Origin of the sequence: Aliirhizobium smilacinae, assembly GCF_006335145.1 — a bacterium.
GTDB classification, from domain to species: Bacteria; Pseudomonadota; Alphaproteobacteria; order Rhizobiales; family Rhizobiaceae; genus Neorhizobium; species Neorhizobium smilacinae.
The window spans coordinates 563,762-581,129 of sequence record NZ_VDMN01000002.1 but is presented as its reverse complement, the minus strand read 5'-3'; the positions used below and the strand labels follow the sequence as shown (position 1 = coordinate 581,129).

Genomic DNA, 17,368 nt, shown 5'->3' with positions numbered 1-17,368 from the left:
TTCCCTTTGTTATCGTTGCCTGAAGATTTCCATGCAACCGGTTGCATGTCAAGTGGAGGGATGGCAGAATGCCGGTGCAAAGATTGTGGAGACCGCGGCCTTCATGGTAAGCGGAACCACGAACGGCGAGTTTCCAGAAACGATGATCAAACGAACCAAGGGCGTCACAATCAGTCAGGTGGCGGATGCCGCAGGCGTGGCGCGCTCAAGCGTGTCGCGCGCCTTCACGCGCCCGGACATGCTGTCACCCGAAACCGTGGACCGCATCCTCAGAGCCGCCGAGACGCTCGGCTACGTACCCAATCACACGGCACGCGCACTCAGCACCGGCAGGCACGGCAATATCGGCCTTATCGTTCCCGACATCGCCAACCCGTTTTTCCCGCCGCTCATTCAGGCGGCCCAGACCGAGGCGGACAGGTCCGATTTCTGCGTCTTCCTTGGCAATACGGCGGAAAGTCCAAAGCAGGAAGACAAACTGGTCGGCCGTTTCGCCGGACAGGTCGAAGGCCTCGTTCTTGCTTCCTCGCGGCTGTCCGATGAGCGCATCCGTGCCCATGCAAGACAATTGCCTCTGGTGCTGATCAACCGCGACATCGAGGGAATTCCGCGGGTTCTGATCGACAGCAGTGCCGGCGTCAGGCAAGCGGTGGAACATCTCGCCAATCTCGGGCATCGGAGAATTGCCTACGTGAGCGGACCGGCCGCCTCATGGTCCAACAAGCAGCGGCGCTCGGCAATCAGGGCCGGAACCACCGCACGCGGCATGGAGCTTTCGATCATTCCGACGCCGGCACCAACTTACCAGGCCGGTCGCGAAGCTGTCGCTTCCGTGCTTCAGACAGGAGCCAGCGCCGTCGTGGCATTCGATGATCTGACCGCGCAAGGTATCCTGACGGGGCTGGCCGAAAGAAATATCGTGGTTCCAAGGGATTTCAGCATCATAGGCTGCGACGACGTGCTGGGTGCCATGACGTTTCCCGCGCTGACTTCGGTGTCAAACCATTCTGCGGATGTCGGGCGTATCGCGATATCCATGCTTCTCGACATTCTCCGCTCGCGCAGCGTCGCAGACGTCCGATATGCGCTCGATACGAAGCTTGTCATCAGAGACACGACAGCACAGGCGCCGGGCAGATAGTACCAGCGGCTTCGAGAAAGCTTTGCGCGTTGCCGCTAAGTTTCTCGTTCCGTCGGGCTTGCCGCTTTGGTGGAGGATCTCGCAAAGCGAGAACCCCAGGCAATCCTATTTGACTGCCTCGTAGCTAACCCGCCGATTCCAATCGTTGAACACCGCTCGCCAAACCCATGCCGGGCATGACGGCTTGGCGCACCCACCAAACGGTTAAGGTTCGATGGGTGCGCCCGTTGTGGGCTGGGAGGTTCCCCACAAGCGGGTATGCGTCGTGTAACCGTTCAGCCCTTAGCCTTGATGGGCACCACGCGTGGTTCCCTGGTGGCGGGCTTGTCCTTCTGTTCCTCGACATAGGCCACGCCGTGATAGCTGGCGATCAGCACGTCGCGGATTTCAGCGATCAGCGGGTAGCGCGGGTTGGCACCCGTGCACTGGTCGTCGAAAGCCATCTCGGCGACCTTGTCGACCTTGGCCATGAAGTCGGCCTCGCCGACACCCGCCGCCTGGATCGAGGCCGGAATGTCGAGATCTTTCTTCAGCTGTTCCAGCCACTGAACAAGGTTTTCGACGGACGCGGCGTCGTTCTTGCCGCCGAGACCGAGATGCTGGGCGATCTCGGCATAACGGCATAGCGCCTTCGGCCGGTCATACTGGCTGAATGCCGCCTGCTTGCTCGGATTGTCGACCGCATTATAGCGGACAACGTTGGAGATCAGCAGTGCGTTCGACAGGCCATGCGGCAGGTGGAATTCGGCGCCGATCTTGTGCGCCATCGAATGGCACACGCCGAGGAAGGCGTTGGCGAAGGCGATGCCGGCAAGCGTTGCCGCATTGTGAACCTGCTCGCGCGCTTTCGGATCCTTGGCACCGTTCTTGTAGGCCGAGGGCAGATAGGTCTTGAGCAGTTTCAGGGCCTGCAGCGCCTGACCGTCCGAATATTCGTTGGCCATGACCGAGACATAGGCTTCCAGCGCATGCGTTACCGCGTCGATACCGCCATGTGCGGTCAGCGACTTCGGCATGTTCATCACCAGATTGGCATCGACAATCGCCATATGCGGTGTCAGTTCGTAGTCGGCGATCGGGTATTTGATACCCGTCGTTTCGTCGGTCACCACGGCAAACGGGGTGACTTCCGAACCGGTGCCCGAGGTTGTCGGAACGGCGACAAACATGGCCTTCTTGCCGAGCTTGGGGAAACGATAGATGCGCTTGCGGATATCCATGAAGCGAAGCGCCAGATCGGTGAACTCGACATCCGGATGTTCGTATAGCACCCACATGATCTTGGCCGCATCCATCGGCGAACCGCCACCGACGGCCAGGATCAGATCCGGCTGGAAAGCATTGGCGAGTGCGGTTGCCTTGCGTACGACAGCCAACGTCGGGTCGGCGCTGACCTCGAAGAACACCTCGACCTCAAGACCAAGATCTTTCAGGATCCGGATCGTGTCGTTGACATTGCCGTTCTCGAACAGGAACCGGTCGGTGACGATCAGGCAACGCTTCTTGTCCTTCAGGTCTTCGAGCGCAAACGGCAGGCTGCCGCGGCGGAAGTAGATCGAAGGCGGCAGCTTGTGCCACAGCATGTTTTCGGCGCGCATGGCGACGGTCTTCCTGTTAATCAGATGCTGCGGACCGACATTTTCCGAAATCGAGTTGCCGCCCCAGGAACCGCAACCGAGCGTCAGCGATGGTGCCAGACGGAAGTTGTAGAGATCGCCGATGCCGCCATGCGAAGCCGGCGAGTTGATCAGGATGCGCGAGGTCTTCATCTTGGCGCCATAGGTGGCGATGCGCTGCGGCTGGAGGTCCTGGTCGGTATAGAGAACCGACGTGTGGCCGACGCCGCCGAAGGCGACCAGCGCCTCGGCCTTGTCGCAGGCCTGTTCGAAGTTCTTCGCCTTGTACATCGCCAGAAGCGGCGACAGCTTCTCATAGGCGAAGGGTTCGGTTTCATCGATCGCATCGACTTCGGCGATCAGCACCTTGGTGCCGGCCGGTGCCTCGAAGCCCGCCATCTCGGCGATCTTTCCGGCAGACTGGCCGACGATCTCGGCATTGATCGAGCCCTTCTTCAGGATCAGGCTCTTGATCGCGCCGGCTTCGTTGCCCGAGAGCACATAACCGCCATGGCTGCGGAACCGCTCACGCACGGCATCATAGACCTCTTCCACAACGACGACCGACTGTTCGGAAGCGCAGACGACGCCATTGTCGAAGGTCTTCGACATCAGGATCGAGGCAACGGCACGCTTGATATCGGCATATTCGTCGATGACGGCCGGCGTATTGCCCGCACCCACGCCGATTGCCGGCTTGCCGGACGAATAGGCGGCCTTGACCATGCCCGGACCGCCGGTTGCGAGGATAAGGTCGATCGCAGGATGGTGCATCAGTGCGTTGGAAAGCTCGACGCTCGGCTCATCGATCCAGCCGATAATGTCCTTCGGCGCCCCGGCCTTCACAGCGGCCTCCAGCACGAGGCGTGCCGCCTCGCAGGTCGAACGGCGCGCACGCGGGTGTGGCGAAAAGACGATGCCGTTGCGGGTTTTCAGCGCAATCAGCGCCTTGAAGATCGCCGTCGATGTCGGATTGGTGGTCGGCACGATGGCGCAGATAAGGCCGATCGGCTCGGCAATCGTCGCAATCCCGTATTCCGGCTCTTCGGAGAGAACACCGCAGGTCTTCTCGTCCTTATATTTGTTATAGATATATTCGGAGGCAAAATGGTTCTTCACCACCTTGTCCTCCATCACGCCCATGCCGGTCTCCTCGACCGCCATCTTGGCAAGCGGAATACGCGCATTCGCCGCGGCAAGCGCCGCATTGCGGAAAATCTCGTCAACCTGCTCCTGGCTGAAAGATGCATAAGCCTTCTGAGCAGCTTCAACCCGCGCAACAAGCGCGCCCAACTCCTCGATAGTGCTGACCGTCATGATAATTCCACCTCAAATTGTATCATGTGCGTGATCGATTGCTTTCGTCACGCATACTAATCGATTTAGAAGACCGAATACTGGACCGATGGGGCCAGGACGCAAGCCGCTAATGGGGCTTTTGGAAACTATGTCGCTGCGGTAAAAACCCGCGTTGAGGCAGATCAATTATTGCTTGACCTTATGCAAAAAGCGGAGACTCAGCTTTCAACCAAACCCAATGAACTTCAGCGGTTGACTGGCCTCCGTCACGGACTATCACTGCAGGCCCGCGATTGGGACAATGCGACGCAGAGAAATCCATGCCTGTTGAGATCCAAGACACCACCATCGACGCCGACAACGAAGTAAAAATCCGCCAGCGGCTGACACTAGTCGCGCTCGGCAAGGAAAAGGCAGATGTCGCACTGCGCGTCGGGCGATTGCTGGATGTCGCTACCCGGACATGGTCGGAAGACCAGGAAATCATCATCAAGGACCGGCGCATCGCCTATGTCGGCAAGGCCGGCAGCTATCCGGGCGAAGTGGAACGCCACGTCCACGAACCCGATCTCGCTGCGGTTCCTGGTCTGGGTGAGGTGCACAAGCATATCGAAAGCTCGCATCTGACACCGGAATGGGAAGCAGCCCTCGTTTTGCCGCGCGGCAATACCTGGACCTGCGAGGCGAGCCACGAGTTTTCCAACGTCAATGGCGGCAAAACACTGGAATTCTGGCTGAAAGCCCGCGAGGCCGGTTCGCCACTGAAGATTTTCCCCCTGCCCGGCTCTGCCGTACCGCCGACGGGTTACGAACATGGCGGCGGTTATCTCGGGTATGACGAACAGAAGGCGTTCCTGCAGCAAAGCCTGATGACGGCCGGTCTCGACGAGGTGATGGACTGGCCAGCCGTCTGGAACCCGGAAAATCCGTCGCACGAACGTCTCTGGGGCATGATCCGCGCGACCTTCGAAAAGCGCGCCGTGGTCGAAGGCCACGCAGCCGGCATCCGCGATCTGCCCTCGATCAACGCCTTTGCCGCAGCGGGTCTGGCTTCCGACCACGAAGCCTGGACGCCGGAGGAATTCTGGGACAAGCTCACCCATGGCCTGTTCATGGAGCTTCGCCCGCACAGCTTGCCGGAAGTCATCAAGGGGCTTCTCGATCGCGGCCTTGCCGACTGGTCGCAGATCGCGCTCACCACCGACGATCGCTCCGCCTCCGACACGCTGAAACTCGGCGCCACCGACCACAATGTGCGTCTGGCGATCGAAGCCGGTCTCGCCCCAGAAATCGCCATCCAGTGCGTCACGATCAACCCCGCCCGCCACATGCGCCTCACCCCCTGGGTCGGCTCCATCGCACCCGGCCGTTATGCGGATATCGTGCTTCTGTCGAATGTCGAAAAATTCGAGATCGCAAAAGTCTGGGCCGATGGGAAACAGATTTCCGATGGCAAGACCTATCTGCCCGACGTGCCGAAGATCGACTGGCCGGAATGGGCGACAAAAACCATCAATATCGGCCGCGAGCTGATCGCGGAGGATTTCGCCATCAAGGCCGAACCCAGCCGCGAGACGATGACAGCCGCAGTGCTTCGCCCCTTCCACTGGGCTGACGACTTTCTGACCTTCGACCTGCCGGTGAAAGACGGCCTCGTGCAGCGCGACGAAAGCCGCAACATCACCAAGTTCTCCGTCATCGACCGCTTTTCCGGCAAGGGCAGCGTGTCGAAAATGTTCTGGCTCGGCTGCGGCCCATCGACGCCGGATGCGGCGCTTGCCTGCTCCATGGCGCATGACAAGCATAACATCTGGTGTGTCGGTTCATCCGACGAGGCGATGGCCAGGGCCGTCAACGCGGTTGCCGACAATGACGGCGGCTGGGCTCTGGTGCGCGAAGGTGAAGTCGTTGCCCGCGTGCGTTACGAGGTTGCCGGCCTGATGAGCTGCCGCTCGGCGCAAGACCTGCATGAGGAGATGCAGGCGCTTTATGCCGAGGGCGAAAAGGTGGACTGGATGTACGAGCCGAGTTTTCATCCGCGCTGGTTCCCCGGTTTTCCGGAGCGTCTTGCCTTCGCCACGCTCACCTGCGCGCCCTGGCGCTGGGTTCTGGTCGCGCCAAGCGATCACGCACCGCAAGGTCTCGTCAATGTCGAGACCGGCGCCACCCATCCCGTCGTCTTTTAAATCCGTCCGAACATCCTTCAGGAACCAGAATATGAGTGCCCATTCCTACAAGTCCTTCAAACAGTCGCTGGCCGAATTCGAAAACATTGCCGCCGCCGTGCCGCCGATCTCCATCGAGGAACTGCAGGCTCGCATTACCAAGTTGCAGGGCCTGATGCGGGAGGCGGGCGTCAAGGCCGTCTATCTCGACACCTCGACCAGCCTCACCTATTTCACCGGCATGACGCTCGGCGCCAGCGAACGACTGCACGGCGCGATCATCCCGTCCACCGGCGCGCCGATCTATATCAGCCCGGCCTTCGAAGAGCCGAAAACGGTAACGCTGATCAAGATCGACGGTCAGATCGCCACCTGGGAAGAACACGAGGACCCGGCTTTGCTCGTCGCAAACCTGATCTGCGACCTGCCAGCTGAAGGCGGGACGCTCGCTTTCGATCCCGCCACACCCTTCCTGTTCTCAAGCCCGATTACAGCTTATATCGGGGCACGACTGACGATAATCGGTGCCGGTGATCTCATCGCCGCATGCCGGCAGATAAAGTCGGCAACCGAAATCGCCATCATCCAGACGGCGATGACGGCAGGCCTGCAGGTCCACAAGGCCGTATGGGAAGGCCTTCATGAGGGCGTCTCGACCACGGAGGTGACGGATTTCATCGCGGCTGCCCATGCAAAACTCGGCATGCGCCATGTCTTCGCCGCCGCCCAATTCGGCGAGGCAACCGCTTATCCGCACGGCGTTCCCTATGCCCAGACGCTAGGCAAAGGCGACATGGTGCTGATCGATCTCGGTGCCCATATCCATCGTTATTGCTCGGATATCACCCGCACCTATGCCTTCGGCGAAGCGACGGAGCGACAGCGGGAACTCTGGAACATGGAAAAGAAGGCCCATCGCGCCGCCTTCGAGGCCGCTCAGCTGGGCTCTGCCTGCGAAGACGTCGATACCGCCGCCCGAAAGGTTCTGACGGAAGCCGGTTACGGCCCGGACTATCAGGTTCCCGGCCTGCCTCACCGCACCGGCCACGGTCTCGGCATGGACCTGCACGAAAACCCGTTCATCGTTCGCGGCAACAAGACCAAGCTTGAGCCCGGCATGGTATTTTCCGACGAACCGATGCTCTGCGTCTACGGCGAATGCGGCGTGCGTCTTGAGGATATCATCTACATGTCGGAAACCGGTCCGGTCTTCTTCACCGAACCGGCGCATTCCATCGACAGGCCTTTCGGCTGAACACTCGACATCATCCGAACTCGGGCGGGATCACGGCTTGAAGACCGCAGGCCGTACCCAATCGGGATATTATTGAATGCCTGTCCCGGAGAGGCGGTGCAGGGTCGGCGCCAGGACAGCGGCAAACACGTCCGGCCTGCCATAGGCGCGTGCAGAAAGCATCGCCCCATGAACCGAGGCCATGAATGCTTCGGCCTCGATCTCCCGCGTACTGGTCAGGTTCAAGGTGCCAGCCTTCGCGCCTCGTTCCATGACCGAAGTAAGCCAGGAGGATATGAAACGGAAAAACGCCGTCACCTCGGCAGCAACTTCGGGCGGTAGCGACGGTAGTTCACTTGCCAGCAAGGCGCAGACACAGAAGGGTCTGCTCGCGTCTTCGATGCACTTGGCCCAATGCCCGGCATAGAGTTGCAGGATCTCAAGGGGATCCTGCACGTTGCGCTCCAGGGAGGACAAGCCCTCCTGCGCATCCTCGCGATACCGCGCCACAAGCGTCCGAACCAGATCGACCTTGCTTGGAAAATGATGGTGGATGCTCGCCTTGCGAATGCCGACCACCTCGGCAATGTCGGCATAGCTGAAACCATTATATCCGCTGCTCATGATCAGCACGCGCGCGGAGGCAAGAATCTCGTCGGATGTTTTCGAAAGAGTGCTCATGATCCATACCTACCTTCCGGTAGGAAGCCCATCAAGCAAAAAGATGATGCCGAGCCGCACACCGTGCGGCTTGGCATGTTCAAATGACCCATCCGTAAGATTGAGAGCCACAATGCTGCAGTCACAACCTATCGTACGGCCGCTTGATCCAGTTTCATGAACGCAGGCGGAACGGGTATCAGAAGCTCGGCTTCCGTGGCTGCGACGACCTCCTCAACCGTGTATCCCGGGGCGATCTCGCGCAGGATCAGGCCGTTATTCGTCGGCTCGATCACGGCAAGTTCGGTGACCACAAGATCGACGCGGCGAACGGATGTTAGTGGAAGAGAGCATTTCTTGAGGATTTTGGGTTCACCCTTGGCGGTGTGGGTCATCGCGACGATCACGCGCTTGGCCCCTGAAACAAGATCCATCGCACCCCCCATACCGGGCACGATCTTGCCGGGAACCATCCAGTTGGCCAGATGCCCCTCTTCATCGACCTGAAGCCCGCCCAGCACGGTGACATCCAGATGACCGCCACGAACCAGCGCAAACGACATGGCGCTATCGAAGGCGCAGGCTCCGGGCAATGCACCGGCAGGCGTACCGCCGGCATCCGTCAGATTGCTGCCGGCAAGGCCCGGGTCCGGCAGGGCACTCATCCCGATTATGCCGTTCTCCGACTGGAATGCGACGTCCAGTCCGGCAGGAAGATAGGATGCCACCATGGTTGGTAGCCCGATTCCGAGATTGACCAAAGTGCCCGATTTGAGTTCCTGCGCAACACGTCTTGCGATGATCTCTTTCTCGTTCATAACGTGGCTCCCTTGGCAATCAGCAGATCAACGAGGACATGCGGCGTGACGACGGCATCGGGCTCGATGCATCCGATCGGCACGATTTCGTCCGGTTCCGCGATGACGAAATCCGCAGCCATGGCCATCAGCGGGTTGAAGTTGCGCGATGTCAGGGAATACCGGAGGTTCCCGGAATAATCGGCGCTCCGGGCCTTGATCAGGGCAAAATCCGCCTTAAGGGCAGTTTCCAGCAGATACTGAATTCCGTTGATCTCGATCGTCTGTTTTCCAAGGGCGGCGTCCGTGCCCACCCCGGTCGGCGTCAACACGCCGCCAAGCCCGGATCCGCCAGCGCGGACGCGCTCGGCCAATGTGCCCTGGGGAACCAGTTGCACCTCGATCACTCCACTGATCATCTGCTTCTGCGTGACGGGATTGGTGCCGATATGGCTGACGATCGCCTTGCTCACCAGGCCTGCGTCGATCAGTTTGCCCACTCCCACATTCGGGCGTGCGGTATCGTTCGCGATCAGCGTCAAACCCTTCTTGCCCTGACGAACCAGTTCATCGACAAGATCTTGAGGTGTCCCGATACCAACGAAGCCACCGATCATGAGAACGGCCCCATCTGGTATCCGTCGCACGGCTTCTTCAGCGGTATTCACCTTGTACATTCTTCAAGACCTTCAATTTGGGGAGGACTAAGCTTTCGAGCCTGGCCGCGACGCGCTCGCAGAGCGGTTCGGATGCGCGATTGGCTCTCGCATCATCGGATGAGCGCATTTCAAAGGTGGAGGATCAGGCGAAGCGACCGCCCGACCCTCCACCGTTGCATCACCGGGTGCCCGGCATCGGATAGTCAGCATCGTTCAGAACCCAGCCGGGCTTGAGCGAAAAGTCCATACGCGGCGGGCAGAAGATATCGACCAGATCGTTATTGCCGTCGCTGCTGGCGCGCGTCGTGTGAATGACCGGCGGCGGGATGACCAGCACCGACGGCGAGCCGACATCGATAGCCTTGTCATCGCGCCAGTCCCCCATATCGGTCGTCCAGGCCCAGCGCAGGTAATGGGTAAAGCTGCCACCGAGTGCCAGCGAGCACTGTTCGAAATCGTCATGATGATGCGGTGACATTTTTGCCGGATCGCGCGGTCCGACCTGTGAGGGAAGCGCGTTCACCATGAATGTCGTGCAGCGGAAGATCCGCCCGAAACGACCGGGCTCGTCTGGAACGTTCAGCGAATATTGGCGAACCTTCCAGCCACCCACCGGTTCGGGCCAGGGCTCGAATGCCGGAATGTGCTGACGCGGCGTATCATAGGCATCGGCATTGGGGCAGGCCTTGACCAGATCCTTTGAGGCGATCGTGAAAAGCCGGGCCAGCTTGCCGCCGGCCGGCAATACGATCCGGCTGTCGCCCGGCGGTATGAACGTGACGGAGTAACCTGCAACCTCGACCTTTTCGTTACCCCACTCGACAACGGCCCTGTCTGCCGGATTGGCGAGATAAAGGACGTATTCGTCGGCCTGTCCCTTGCGCTCCAGAACGGCACCTTCTTTTGTCTCGGAATAGGCGAGAACGAAATTGCAGCCCCTGACATACCAGGTTCGGCTTCCGTCGCGCTCTTCCTGCGGCGCCGTGTCATAAAAGGTCGCCAGTTGCTCTTCTGCAATCAAACCCGTTGCGGGCGGCTTTGCCGCTGCAGCGAAGAGATCGGCGCGCGGGTCCTTGTCCTTGTACATGGTTCACTCCTTCTCTGTTTTTGCTGTAGCCATCATCTGGGTCGCGGATTTGCGCAGAAGCGCCTGATCGGAACCGCAGACGAAAACGCTCACGCCGCTGGCGTGCCATTTGGCGATATGTCCGGCGTCGCCGACGAACAGGCCGATGGCCACGCCGGCCTTTTTGCCAGCCGCAATGATCTGCTCGATGGCAGCGTCCAGTTCCGGCGAGGGATAGGATACCCCCATCGATTGTGACAGGTCCGCCGGACCGATGAACAGAAGATCGACATCCGGTTCGCCGGCGATCTCATCGAGATGGGCGAGCGCGGATTCGTCCTCGATCTGCACCATCACGACGCTCTCCGCGTCGCATTTGGCACGATAGTCGGCGATGCCGATGCCGCCGTAATTGCCGGCGCGGGGAGATGGCGAGAGGCCGCGTTTGCCGCGGGAGAAACGGACGGCATCGCAGACGGCGCGGGCGCCATCGGCATTGACCACATGGGGCACCATAACTCCGGCCAGGCCAAGGTCGAGCAGGGGCGAAATCCAGTCGACCGAGGCTCCCCAGCGGCGCGAGAGCAGGGGCAGCCCGATTGCCTTGCCGGCAAGCGCCATCATATCCACTTGCGCGATACCGATCGGCGCATGTTCCTGGTCGATCACCCCGAAATCCAGCTTTGCATGACCGAGGATTTCGATCACATGGGGAGAGGGAGTCTTGATGAAGGATCCGACCAGCAGCTCCCCGGCGCGTATCCTTGTTCGCAGATTCGAAGTCATTGTTTTCCTCCGTGAGTTTCAGGTGCGGCAATTCTCGATGACGAGGGCAATCCCCTGCCCGTTGCCGATGCACATGGTGACGAGTCCATAACGTCCACCGATGCGCTCCAGCTCGTAGAGAGCCTTGACGGTCAGGATGATGCCGGTTGCCCCCAGCGGGTGCCCGAGCGCGATCGCGCCGCCGTTCGGATTGACTTTTTCTAGGGGAAGATCGAGCAGCCTGTTCACGGCAATCGCCTGTGCGGCAAATGCCTCGTTCGATTCGATCACATCGATCTGGTCGAGATTGATGCCGCAACGCTGCAGAGCCAGCGGCACCGCGTGCGCAGGACCGATCCCCATGATTTCCGGTGGAACGCCTGCGACCGCCCAGGAGAGCAGCTTGCCGCGGGGGCGAAGACCGCGGGCCGCAACTTCGGCCCCGCTTGCCAGCACGACGGCTGCCGCACCATCGTTGATGCCGCTCGCATTTCCAGCCGTCACAGTGCCATCATTGCGGAAGGTCGGTCGCAACGCGGCAAGGCCGTCGAGCGTCGTGTCCCGGCGCGGAGCCTCATCTTCCGTAACGCTCTGCACGCCTTTTCGCGTCTTGACCGTAAGCGGAACGATCTGCGACTCAAAGCGCTGTTCGGTAATGGCCCGGACTGCCTTTTGCTGACTGTCCAGTGCGAAGGCATCCTGCTCGCCGCGGCTGATTTCATACTTGGCCGCGATATTTTCCGCGGTAATCCCCATTCCCCCGCAACCGAACGGATCGGTCAATGATCCGAGAAGCCAGTCGGTCAACGCCGCGTCACCCATCTTCTGGCCCTTGCGATGGTTGGCGATCGAATAAGGTGCGCTGCTCATGACTTCAGAGCCTGCAGCAAGCGAAATGCTGCTCTCGCCGGCCCGGATTATCGATGCCGCCGTGGCAATCGCTTGGGCACCAGACCCGCAGAGCCGGTTGAGCGTAAGTCCGGGTGCCGATGTCGGGAGGCCACTTTCGATGCCGATGACGCGCCCGAGATAAAGATCACGAGGCGAGTTCGGGATGACGTTGCCAGCGACGGCATTATCGATGTCCTGCGCCGCAACGCCCGACCTTTCAATTGCCGATTTTGCGGCAAGCGCGCCGAGTTCGGCTGGGGTGAACGTGCTCAAGGCGCCGCCGAACGTACCGATTGCGGTACGTGCGCCATCAAGGATGAATATGTCCTGTTCCATTTCTAACTCCACTCAGAGGTGACGAAGCAAGCTCGTCTCGAATGCGAATGCGCCATGATCATCAGCTCTTCGCCCATGCCCCGGCCTCGACCAGAGACAGAGGGTCGGCCGGATAAAGCGAGCGATTGACGGGAAGCCTGGCGATATCGAGAACCTGTTTCGCCCAGAGCGACAGATGTGCCTGGCGGTCCTCATCGCTCATGCGGGGGGCGCCGTAGCAGACGAAGGATGGGGCGACTTCGAAGCCCATATATTCCAGGGCGCCGCGCTTGATCGGGCGCAGCAGCTGCTCGATCGGCCCATAGACGCCATCGTCGCTGAAGCGGGCGGGCGTTCCGCCGGTGGTGACGGACATGATCGCATGTCGGCCGCGGAAGAGACCCGTGTCAAAACGATAGCCGTCCACATAGGCAAATCCGTAGGCAAGAACCCGTTCGAGCCAGCCCTTCAGGATTGCAGGCGGGCCTCCCCACCAGAGCGGGAATTGGAAGATGATGACATCGGCGGCGGCAAGCTTTGCCTGTTCCCGTGCGATTTCGGGGACAAAGGATCGATTGCGGACGGCATTGGTTTGTTCGTTCTGGTAGTGGAAGCAATCGGCGTCCGCACGCGCGGTGAAATCGCTGGGTCCCGACGATGCGCCGAAATTCTCGGCATAAAGATCAGAAAGCGAAACATCATGCCCGGCGGCGCGCAGAGCGGTGGTCGCACTTTCCGTCAGGGCGTGGTTGAAGGAGCTTTGTTCCGGGTGAGCGGTGACGATCAGTATATTTCGGTTTTCAAGTATCATGGTGGTCACGCATTTCAGCTGAAGTGTTGAGATCACACCGGTCGCGCGCCGCCGGTTCCCAACGACGTGAGGCCGTTGGGAGGTGTCGGTTCGACGATTGACGGGTTGTCAGAGTTTACTTCGTGGCCGGTGCTACGGGCGTCGCATCGGTTTTTGTATCGACCGCAGTAAGATCCCGACCGTTGGTCTCCGGCAGAATGGCGACGGCAAGCAACACGAAGACGTAGGCCGACATTGCCGTTACACCCATTGCTGTATGCAACGGCATCAGATCAGCGGATGCCAGCATGCCGACGATGGCCGGATAGAATGCACCTGCCGCCCTGCCGAAATTGTAGCTGAAGGCCTGTCCGTTGGCGCGGATGACGCTCGGGAAAAGTTCGGTAAAGTAAGGCCCGAGGGCGCTGTAGATGCCGAGCAGCGAGAAGCCGAGCAGGAAGATGAGCAGCAGAGATACAGCTCCCATTTCCGGCACGAAAAGGAATAACGGGATGATGATCCAGTTCAGAATGGTGAAGACGAAGAAGCTGAGCCGGCGTCCGATGGAGTCGCATAGATAGGCCGCGGTGATATATCCCACGAACGAGCCAAAAGTCAGCACGAAGACATAATAACCGACCATGACCGACGAGATCTGGTAACTGTTCTTCAGGAAGGACGGCAACCACATGACGATCGAAAACGCACCGCCTTGAACCCCGAGCGCAAGCAGCGAGCACAGGATCGTCGTCTTCAGGTAGCGGGGTGCGAAGATGACCAACGGGTTGACCGTTTCGCCACTTGCACGCTGTGCCTTCTTGGCGTTCAAGAAAACTTCCGGTTCTTCGACGCCACGCAATGCCCAGAAAACCCAGACAGCGGGAAGTGCGCCGATCCAGAACATCCAGCGCCAGGCGTTGGACGGCTCAATGGTCGCAAATAGCACCGACGACAGAATAGCGGCAAAACCGTATCCGAGTGCGTAGGCGCTCTGGACACTGCCGACAGCCTTGCCGCGATAGGCGGGACGAATAACCTCACCCATCAGAACCGCGCCAGCCGCCCATTCGCCGCCGAAGCCGATGCCGGACAGGATGCGGGCGATGAGAAGCTGTTCATAAGAATTGGCAAAGCCGCTCGCGATGGTGAAGATGGTGAACCATACGATGGCGATCTTCATCACCTTGACGCGACCGATGCGGTCGCAAAGAATCCCCGCACCCCAACCGCCGACAGCAGAAGAGATCAACGCGGACGTGCCGAGCCAGCCGGCCTCCGCATTCGTGATCGACCAGATCGCAACAAGCGTCGGGATCAGGAAACTGAAGAGCTGGGTGTCGAGCGCATCGGTCGCCCAACCGGCGAAACACGCATAGAACGTTTTTCGTTCTTTGCTGTTAAGCTCATGATACCATTTTAGCATTTTTCCCTCCAAAAAAGCTGCTTCGGGTTCCCGGCCCAAAGCAGACAGCGCGAATAATTTTGAATGCGAACTCAGGCCACTCCCGTGACCTGAGCGCAATTACCAGATGGTCAGCCAGTCAGTCCGAGGACGCTCGCTGCGTTGGTTGCCACCATGTCGTGGATCTGTGCGTCCGAGTAGCCCAGCCTGATGCAGGCGAGGACGCCATTGCGGAAGCCTTCGATCGGGCTGAACGTGCCGACCTGCCCGAGATCGGAGCACAGGATTGTCCGTTCTACGCCGACGATGTCGATATGCGCCTTGAGTTCGTCTTCCGTCCGCGTCTGGAATTTCGAGCCGTTCAGGAAGAATGCCAGGGAATGTTCGACATAGGCGCCCATCTCGGCGATTTCGCGTGCGTCGTCCAGGGAGGCCCCGACGATGTCTTCCGGGTGTGTGAAGATGAGATGCTCGACCCCGCGCTTGAGCGCCTCGGCGAAAACCACTTTCGTTTCGGAAACGTGGATGTGGCCGCTGGCCAGCGCCATGCCGGTTGCTGCGACGACATCGAGAACATCAAGAACTGCGTCGAGAAGCTTGCCGTTGGCATCGAAGAGCGGGACTGCCGTGGCAGGGCGTATTTTCTGAGTCGAAGCCGGATGGACCCAACCCGATGACTTTTCCCACTTCAGATGATTTTCTGCTGCAAGCGTCGGCAGCCAGACGATCTTTCCACCCATCGCAGCCGTATGCTCGACGGCATAGGGATTGAAGCCGCCAACCACGTTGTTCAACGCGATGCCCGAGTAAATCTTCGTCGATAGTTCGGGATGGTGCTTGCGGATCATCTCCGCGGGAACGACGCCGGAATAATCGTGATCCTTGGTAACGGCAGCAACGAAACCGGCCTCGGAGAGTTGCCGCGCCAGTTCCAGATGATCGACCGCCCGGGGAGCGATCGACGGGCCGCTGTGAACATGAGGATCGACCCCACCACGCAGTATTTCGCTAACGCGTGCGTCAAGCTCCAAAGTCGTTGAAGACGTTTCAGTCATGTCTATTCCTCCATTCTCCTCTGGCAGCACACCCACGTCGCCAGCTTGATTGCCGTTCTCCCTGGCAAGTCCTCAAGACACCTGCAGCGACCACTGAGGTCGGTCACCACTTCTCTCGATTGTTCCGCTGAACGAAACGTTGTTCTGATTTATTCGCTTTTCGCACCCATTCGTCAAGCGGCCGGTTGAACGAAGCCCGCGCGTCAAACGGACGCAACCGGCAAAAATTTTGGGATTTTCCGACAAAAGCGAGGCTTGCGGTTTATTAAATTAGAAGCCAAATCTCTTGATTTTTCAGAACTTTGTTCTTACCAATCCGGATATAGGCGTGGGTTTCTACTCCCATGGGCGAGAGTAGATATGGATCTTTTGATGACGTCTTCGGAAGATGTGGCAGGTCACAAAGGCGACCCGATGGGGATGTTCTGGAACGGTCGCCCGGAGAAATTGCTATCGTCTCGTTGCCAGGCGAGGCACTATCCGCAACCAGGTCTCTCGGCCGGATTTTATGGCTGATACTGACGCACCGGCTCGTATCAGGTACATTTTCACCTGATGTCCTACGGCTCCGAAGCGCGAAGTCGTTTCGTGGCTCTTTTGTTATTTTATGGACGTATGCATGAATTTTAGAGGCAGGATAACGGTAAATGACTGATACTGAAGAGAAAAATTCAGATGGCCTCCAGTCCGTCATCCTTACCATGAGCATCATCGAGCAAGTCGTTCGCACGCCCAAAGGTGTAGGGGTGACGAATCTCGCCAATGCGTTGGGGACGAGCAAAAGCCGCATCCACCGCCATTTGCAGACACTCGTTCAACAGGGGTATGTGTTTCAGCAAGACGATTCCGAGCGGTATGAGGTGGGCTCGCGGCTATTGTCTCTCGGTCAGTCGGTCTTCGACAATATGGGACTAATTCGCGCCGCCAACGATCCGCTTCTCGATCTTCGGGATGCATTGGGGCACTCCGCCGTTGCATCCCAATTGACACCCGAAGGCATGCTGGTCATCGCGACTGTCCCCGGGAGAGCGTCGATCGAGATCGGCGTTCGGGTAGGTTCGATCCTGTCGTTTCACGGCTCTGCTCAGGGCAAGGTCGCAACAGCCTTTTCCTCACAGGCTTTCCAAGCGCGCGTGCTGAGAAATCGGCTGGAGCTTTTCACGCCTGAAACGATCGTCTCGCCGACCATTCTGGCGGAAGAGTTTGAAGTCATCAGGCGGCAGGGCTGGGCAGTTGCGCCCAATCAGGCGGCGCTCGGTTTGAACACGCTCGCCAGCCCCATATTCAACGCGTCCGGCATGGTCTGTGGCGCGGTGGGTATTGTCGATATGATCCAGTTTGTCGGCGAAGTCCCGTCGAACGAACATATCGAAAGGACCAAAACGACAGCCGAACGAATTTCGCGGCTTTTGGGTTATTCGGGCTAAAACAGTTTCCAGCACAAACGCGGGATCAGCACGACTGCCGCCGCGCAGTGAAGGTTCACCCCGGATCTCGATTGTCACCGGGGTGT

General features: G+C 59.4%; 14 protein-coding genes. 4 read left to right on the top strand and 10 right to left on the bottom strand.

What is annotated here, in order from left to right:
• Positions 1 to 142 precede the first annotated feature (142 nt).
• Positions 143 to 1,141: a LacI family DNA-binding transcriptional regulator gene (locus FHP24_RS13440; RefSeq protein ID WP_139676975.1), complete on the top strand. Its 999-nt coding sequence runs from the start codon at positions 143 to 145 to the stop codon at positions 1,139 to 1,141.
• A 275-nt stretch (positions 1,142 to 1,416) separates the two neighbouring features.
• Here the strand turns inward: FHP24_RS13440 and adhE are convergent, their stop codons facing one another.
• Entirely contained in the window at positions 1,417 to 4,074 is a 2,658-nt protein-coding gene (adhE, locus tag FHP24_RS13435) for a bifunctional acetaldehyde-CoA/alcohol dehydrogenase (RefSeq protein ID WP_139676690.1), read from the bottom strand.
• 302 nt (positions 4,075 to 4,376) lie between these two features.
• On the opposite strand from adhE, the gene FHP24_RS13430 reads away from it, so the two are divergent.
• Both FHP24_RS13430 and FHP24_RS13425 read left to right on the top strand, forming a co-directional pair.
• Entirely contained in the window at positions 4,377 to 6,242 is a 1,866-nt protein-coding gene (locus FHP24_RS13430; protein WP_139676689.1) for an adenine deaminase, read from the top strand.
• Positions 6,243 to 6,273: 31 nt separating this feature from the next.
• Positions 6,274 to 7,476, top strand: coding sequence for a M24 family metallopeptidase (locus FHP24_RS13425; protein WP_139676688.1), 1,203 nt, complete (start codon positions 6,274 to 6,276; stop codon positions 7,474 to 7,476).
• Positions 7,477 to 7,545: 69 nt separating this feature from the next.
• Here the strand turns inward: FHP24_RS13425 and FHP24_RS13420 are convergent, their stop codons facing one another.
• The 9 genes from FHP24_RS13420 to FHP24_RS13380 all read right to left on the bottom strand — a co-directional run bounded on the left by FHP24_RS13420 (position 7,546) and on the right by FHP24_RS13380 (position 15,855).
• Complete coding sequence (locus FHP24_RS13420) at positions 7,546 to 8,136, bottom strand: TetR/AcrR family transcriptional regulator (RefSeq protein WP_139676687.1); 591 nt, start codon at positions 8,134 to 8,136, stop codon at positions 7,546 to 7,548.
• A gap of 128 nt (positions 8,137 to 8,264) precedes the next feature.
• Positions 8,265 to 8,933 carry a 3-oxoacid CoA-transferase subunit B gene (locus FHP24_RS13415; RefSeq protein ID WP_139676686.1) on the bottom strand — a complete coding sequence of 223 codons (669 nt, stop codon included), beginning with the start codon at positions 8,931 to 8,933 and terminating at the stop codon, positions 8,265 to 8,267.
• Complete coding sequence (locus tag FHP24_RS13410) at positions 8,930 to 9,589, bottom strand: CoA transferase subunit A (protein WP_139676685.1); 660 nt, start codon at positions 9,587 to 9,589, stop codon at positions 8,930 to 8,932. The genes FHP24_RS13415 and FHP24_RS13410 overlap by 4 nt, the downstream gene beginning before the upstream one ends.
• A 160-nt stretch (positions 9,590 to 9,749) precedes the next feature.
• A complete protein-coding gene (locus FHP24_RS13405; RefSeq protein ID WP_139676684.1) occupies positions 9,750 to 10,658 on the bottom strand; it encodes a hypothetical protein in 909 nt (302 codons plus the stop codon).
• 3 nt (positions 10,659 to 10,661) lie between these two features.
• On the bottom strand, positions 10,662 to 11,423 hold the full coding sequence (locus FHP24_RS13400) for an HpcH/HpaI aldolase family protein (protein ID WP_139676683.1): 762 nt from the start codon (positions 11,421 to 11,423) through the stop codon (positions 10,662 to 10,664).
• Between the two features lie 18 nt (positions 11,424 to 11,441).
• Positions 11,442 to 12,629 carry an acetyl-CoA C-acyltransferase gene (locus tag FHP24_RS13395; protein ID WP_139676682.1) on the bottom strand — a complete coding sequence of 396 codons (1,188 nt, stop codon included), beginning with the start codon at positions 12,627 to 12,629 and terminating at the stop codon, positions 11,442 to 11,444.
• A 61-nt stretch (positions 12,630 to 12,690) separates the two neighbouring features.
• Positions 12,691 to 13,419, bottom strand: a complete 729-nt coding sequence (locus FHP24_RS13390) for an NAD(P)H-dependent oxidoreductase (protein WP_246091757.1) — start codon at positions 13,417 to 13,419, stop codon at positions 12,691 to 12,693.
• A gap of 115 nt (positions 13,420 to 13,534) precedes the next feature.
• Positions 13,535 to 14,821 (bottom strand): MFS transporter, encoded by a 1,287-nt coding sequence (locus FHP24_RS13385; RefSeq protein WP_139676680.1) that lies wholly within the window; start codon positions 14,819 to 14,821, stop codon positions 13,535 to 13,537.
• A gap of 110 nt (positions 14,822 to 14,931) precedes the next feature.
• Complete coding sequence (locus tag FHP24_RS13380; RefSeq protein ID WP_139676679.1) at positions 14,932 to 15,855, bottom strand: DUF6282 family protein; 924 nt, start codon at positions 15,853 to 15,855, stop codon at positions 14,932 to 14,934.
• A 647-nt stretch (positions 15,856 to 16,502) separates the two neighbouring features.
• Here FHP24_RS13380 and FHP24_RS13375 point away from each other — a divergent pair.
• Positions 16,503 to 17,282 carry an IclR family transcriptional regulator gene (locus FHP24_RS13375; RefSeq protein WP_139676678.1) on the top strand — a complete coding sequence of 260 codons (780 nt, stop codon included), beginning with the start codon at positions 16,503 to 16,505 and terminating at the stop codon, positions 17,280 to 17,282.
• Positions 17,283 to 17,368: the final 86 nt, after the last annotated feature.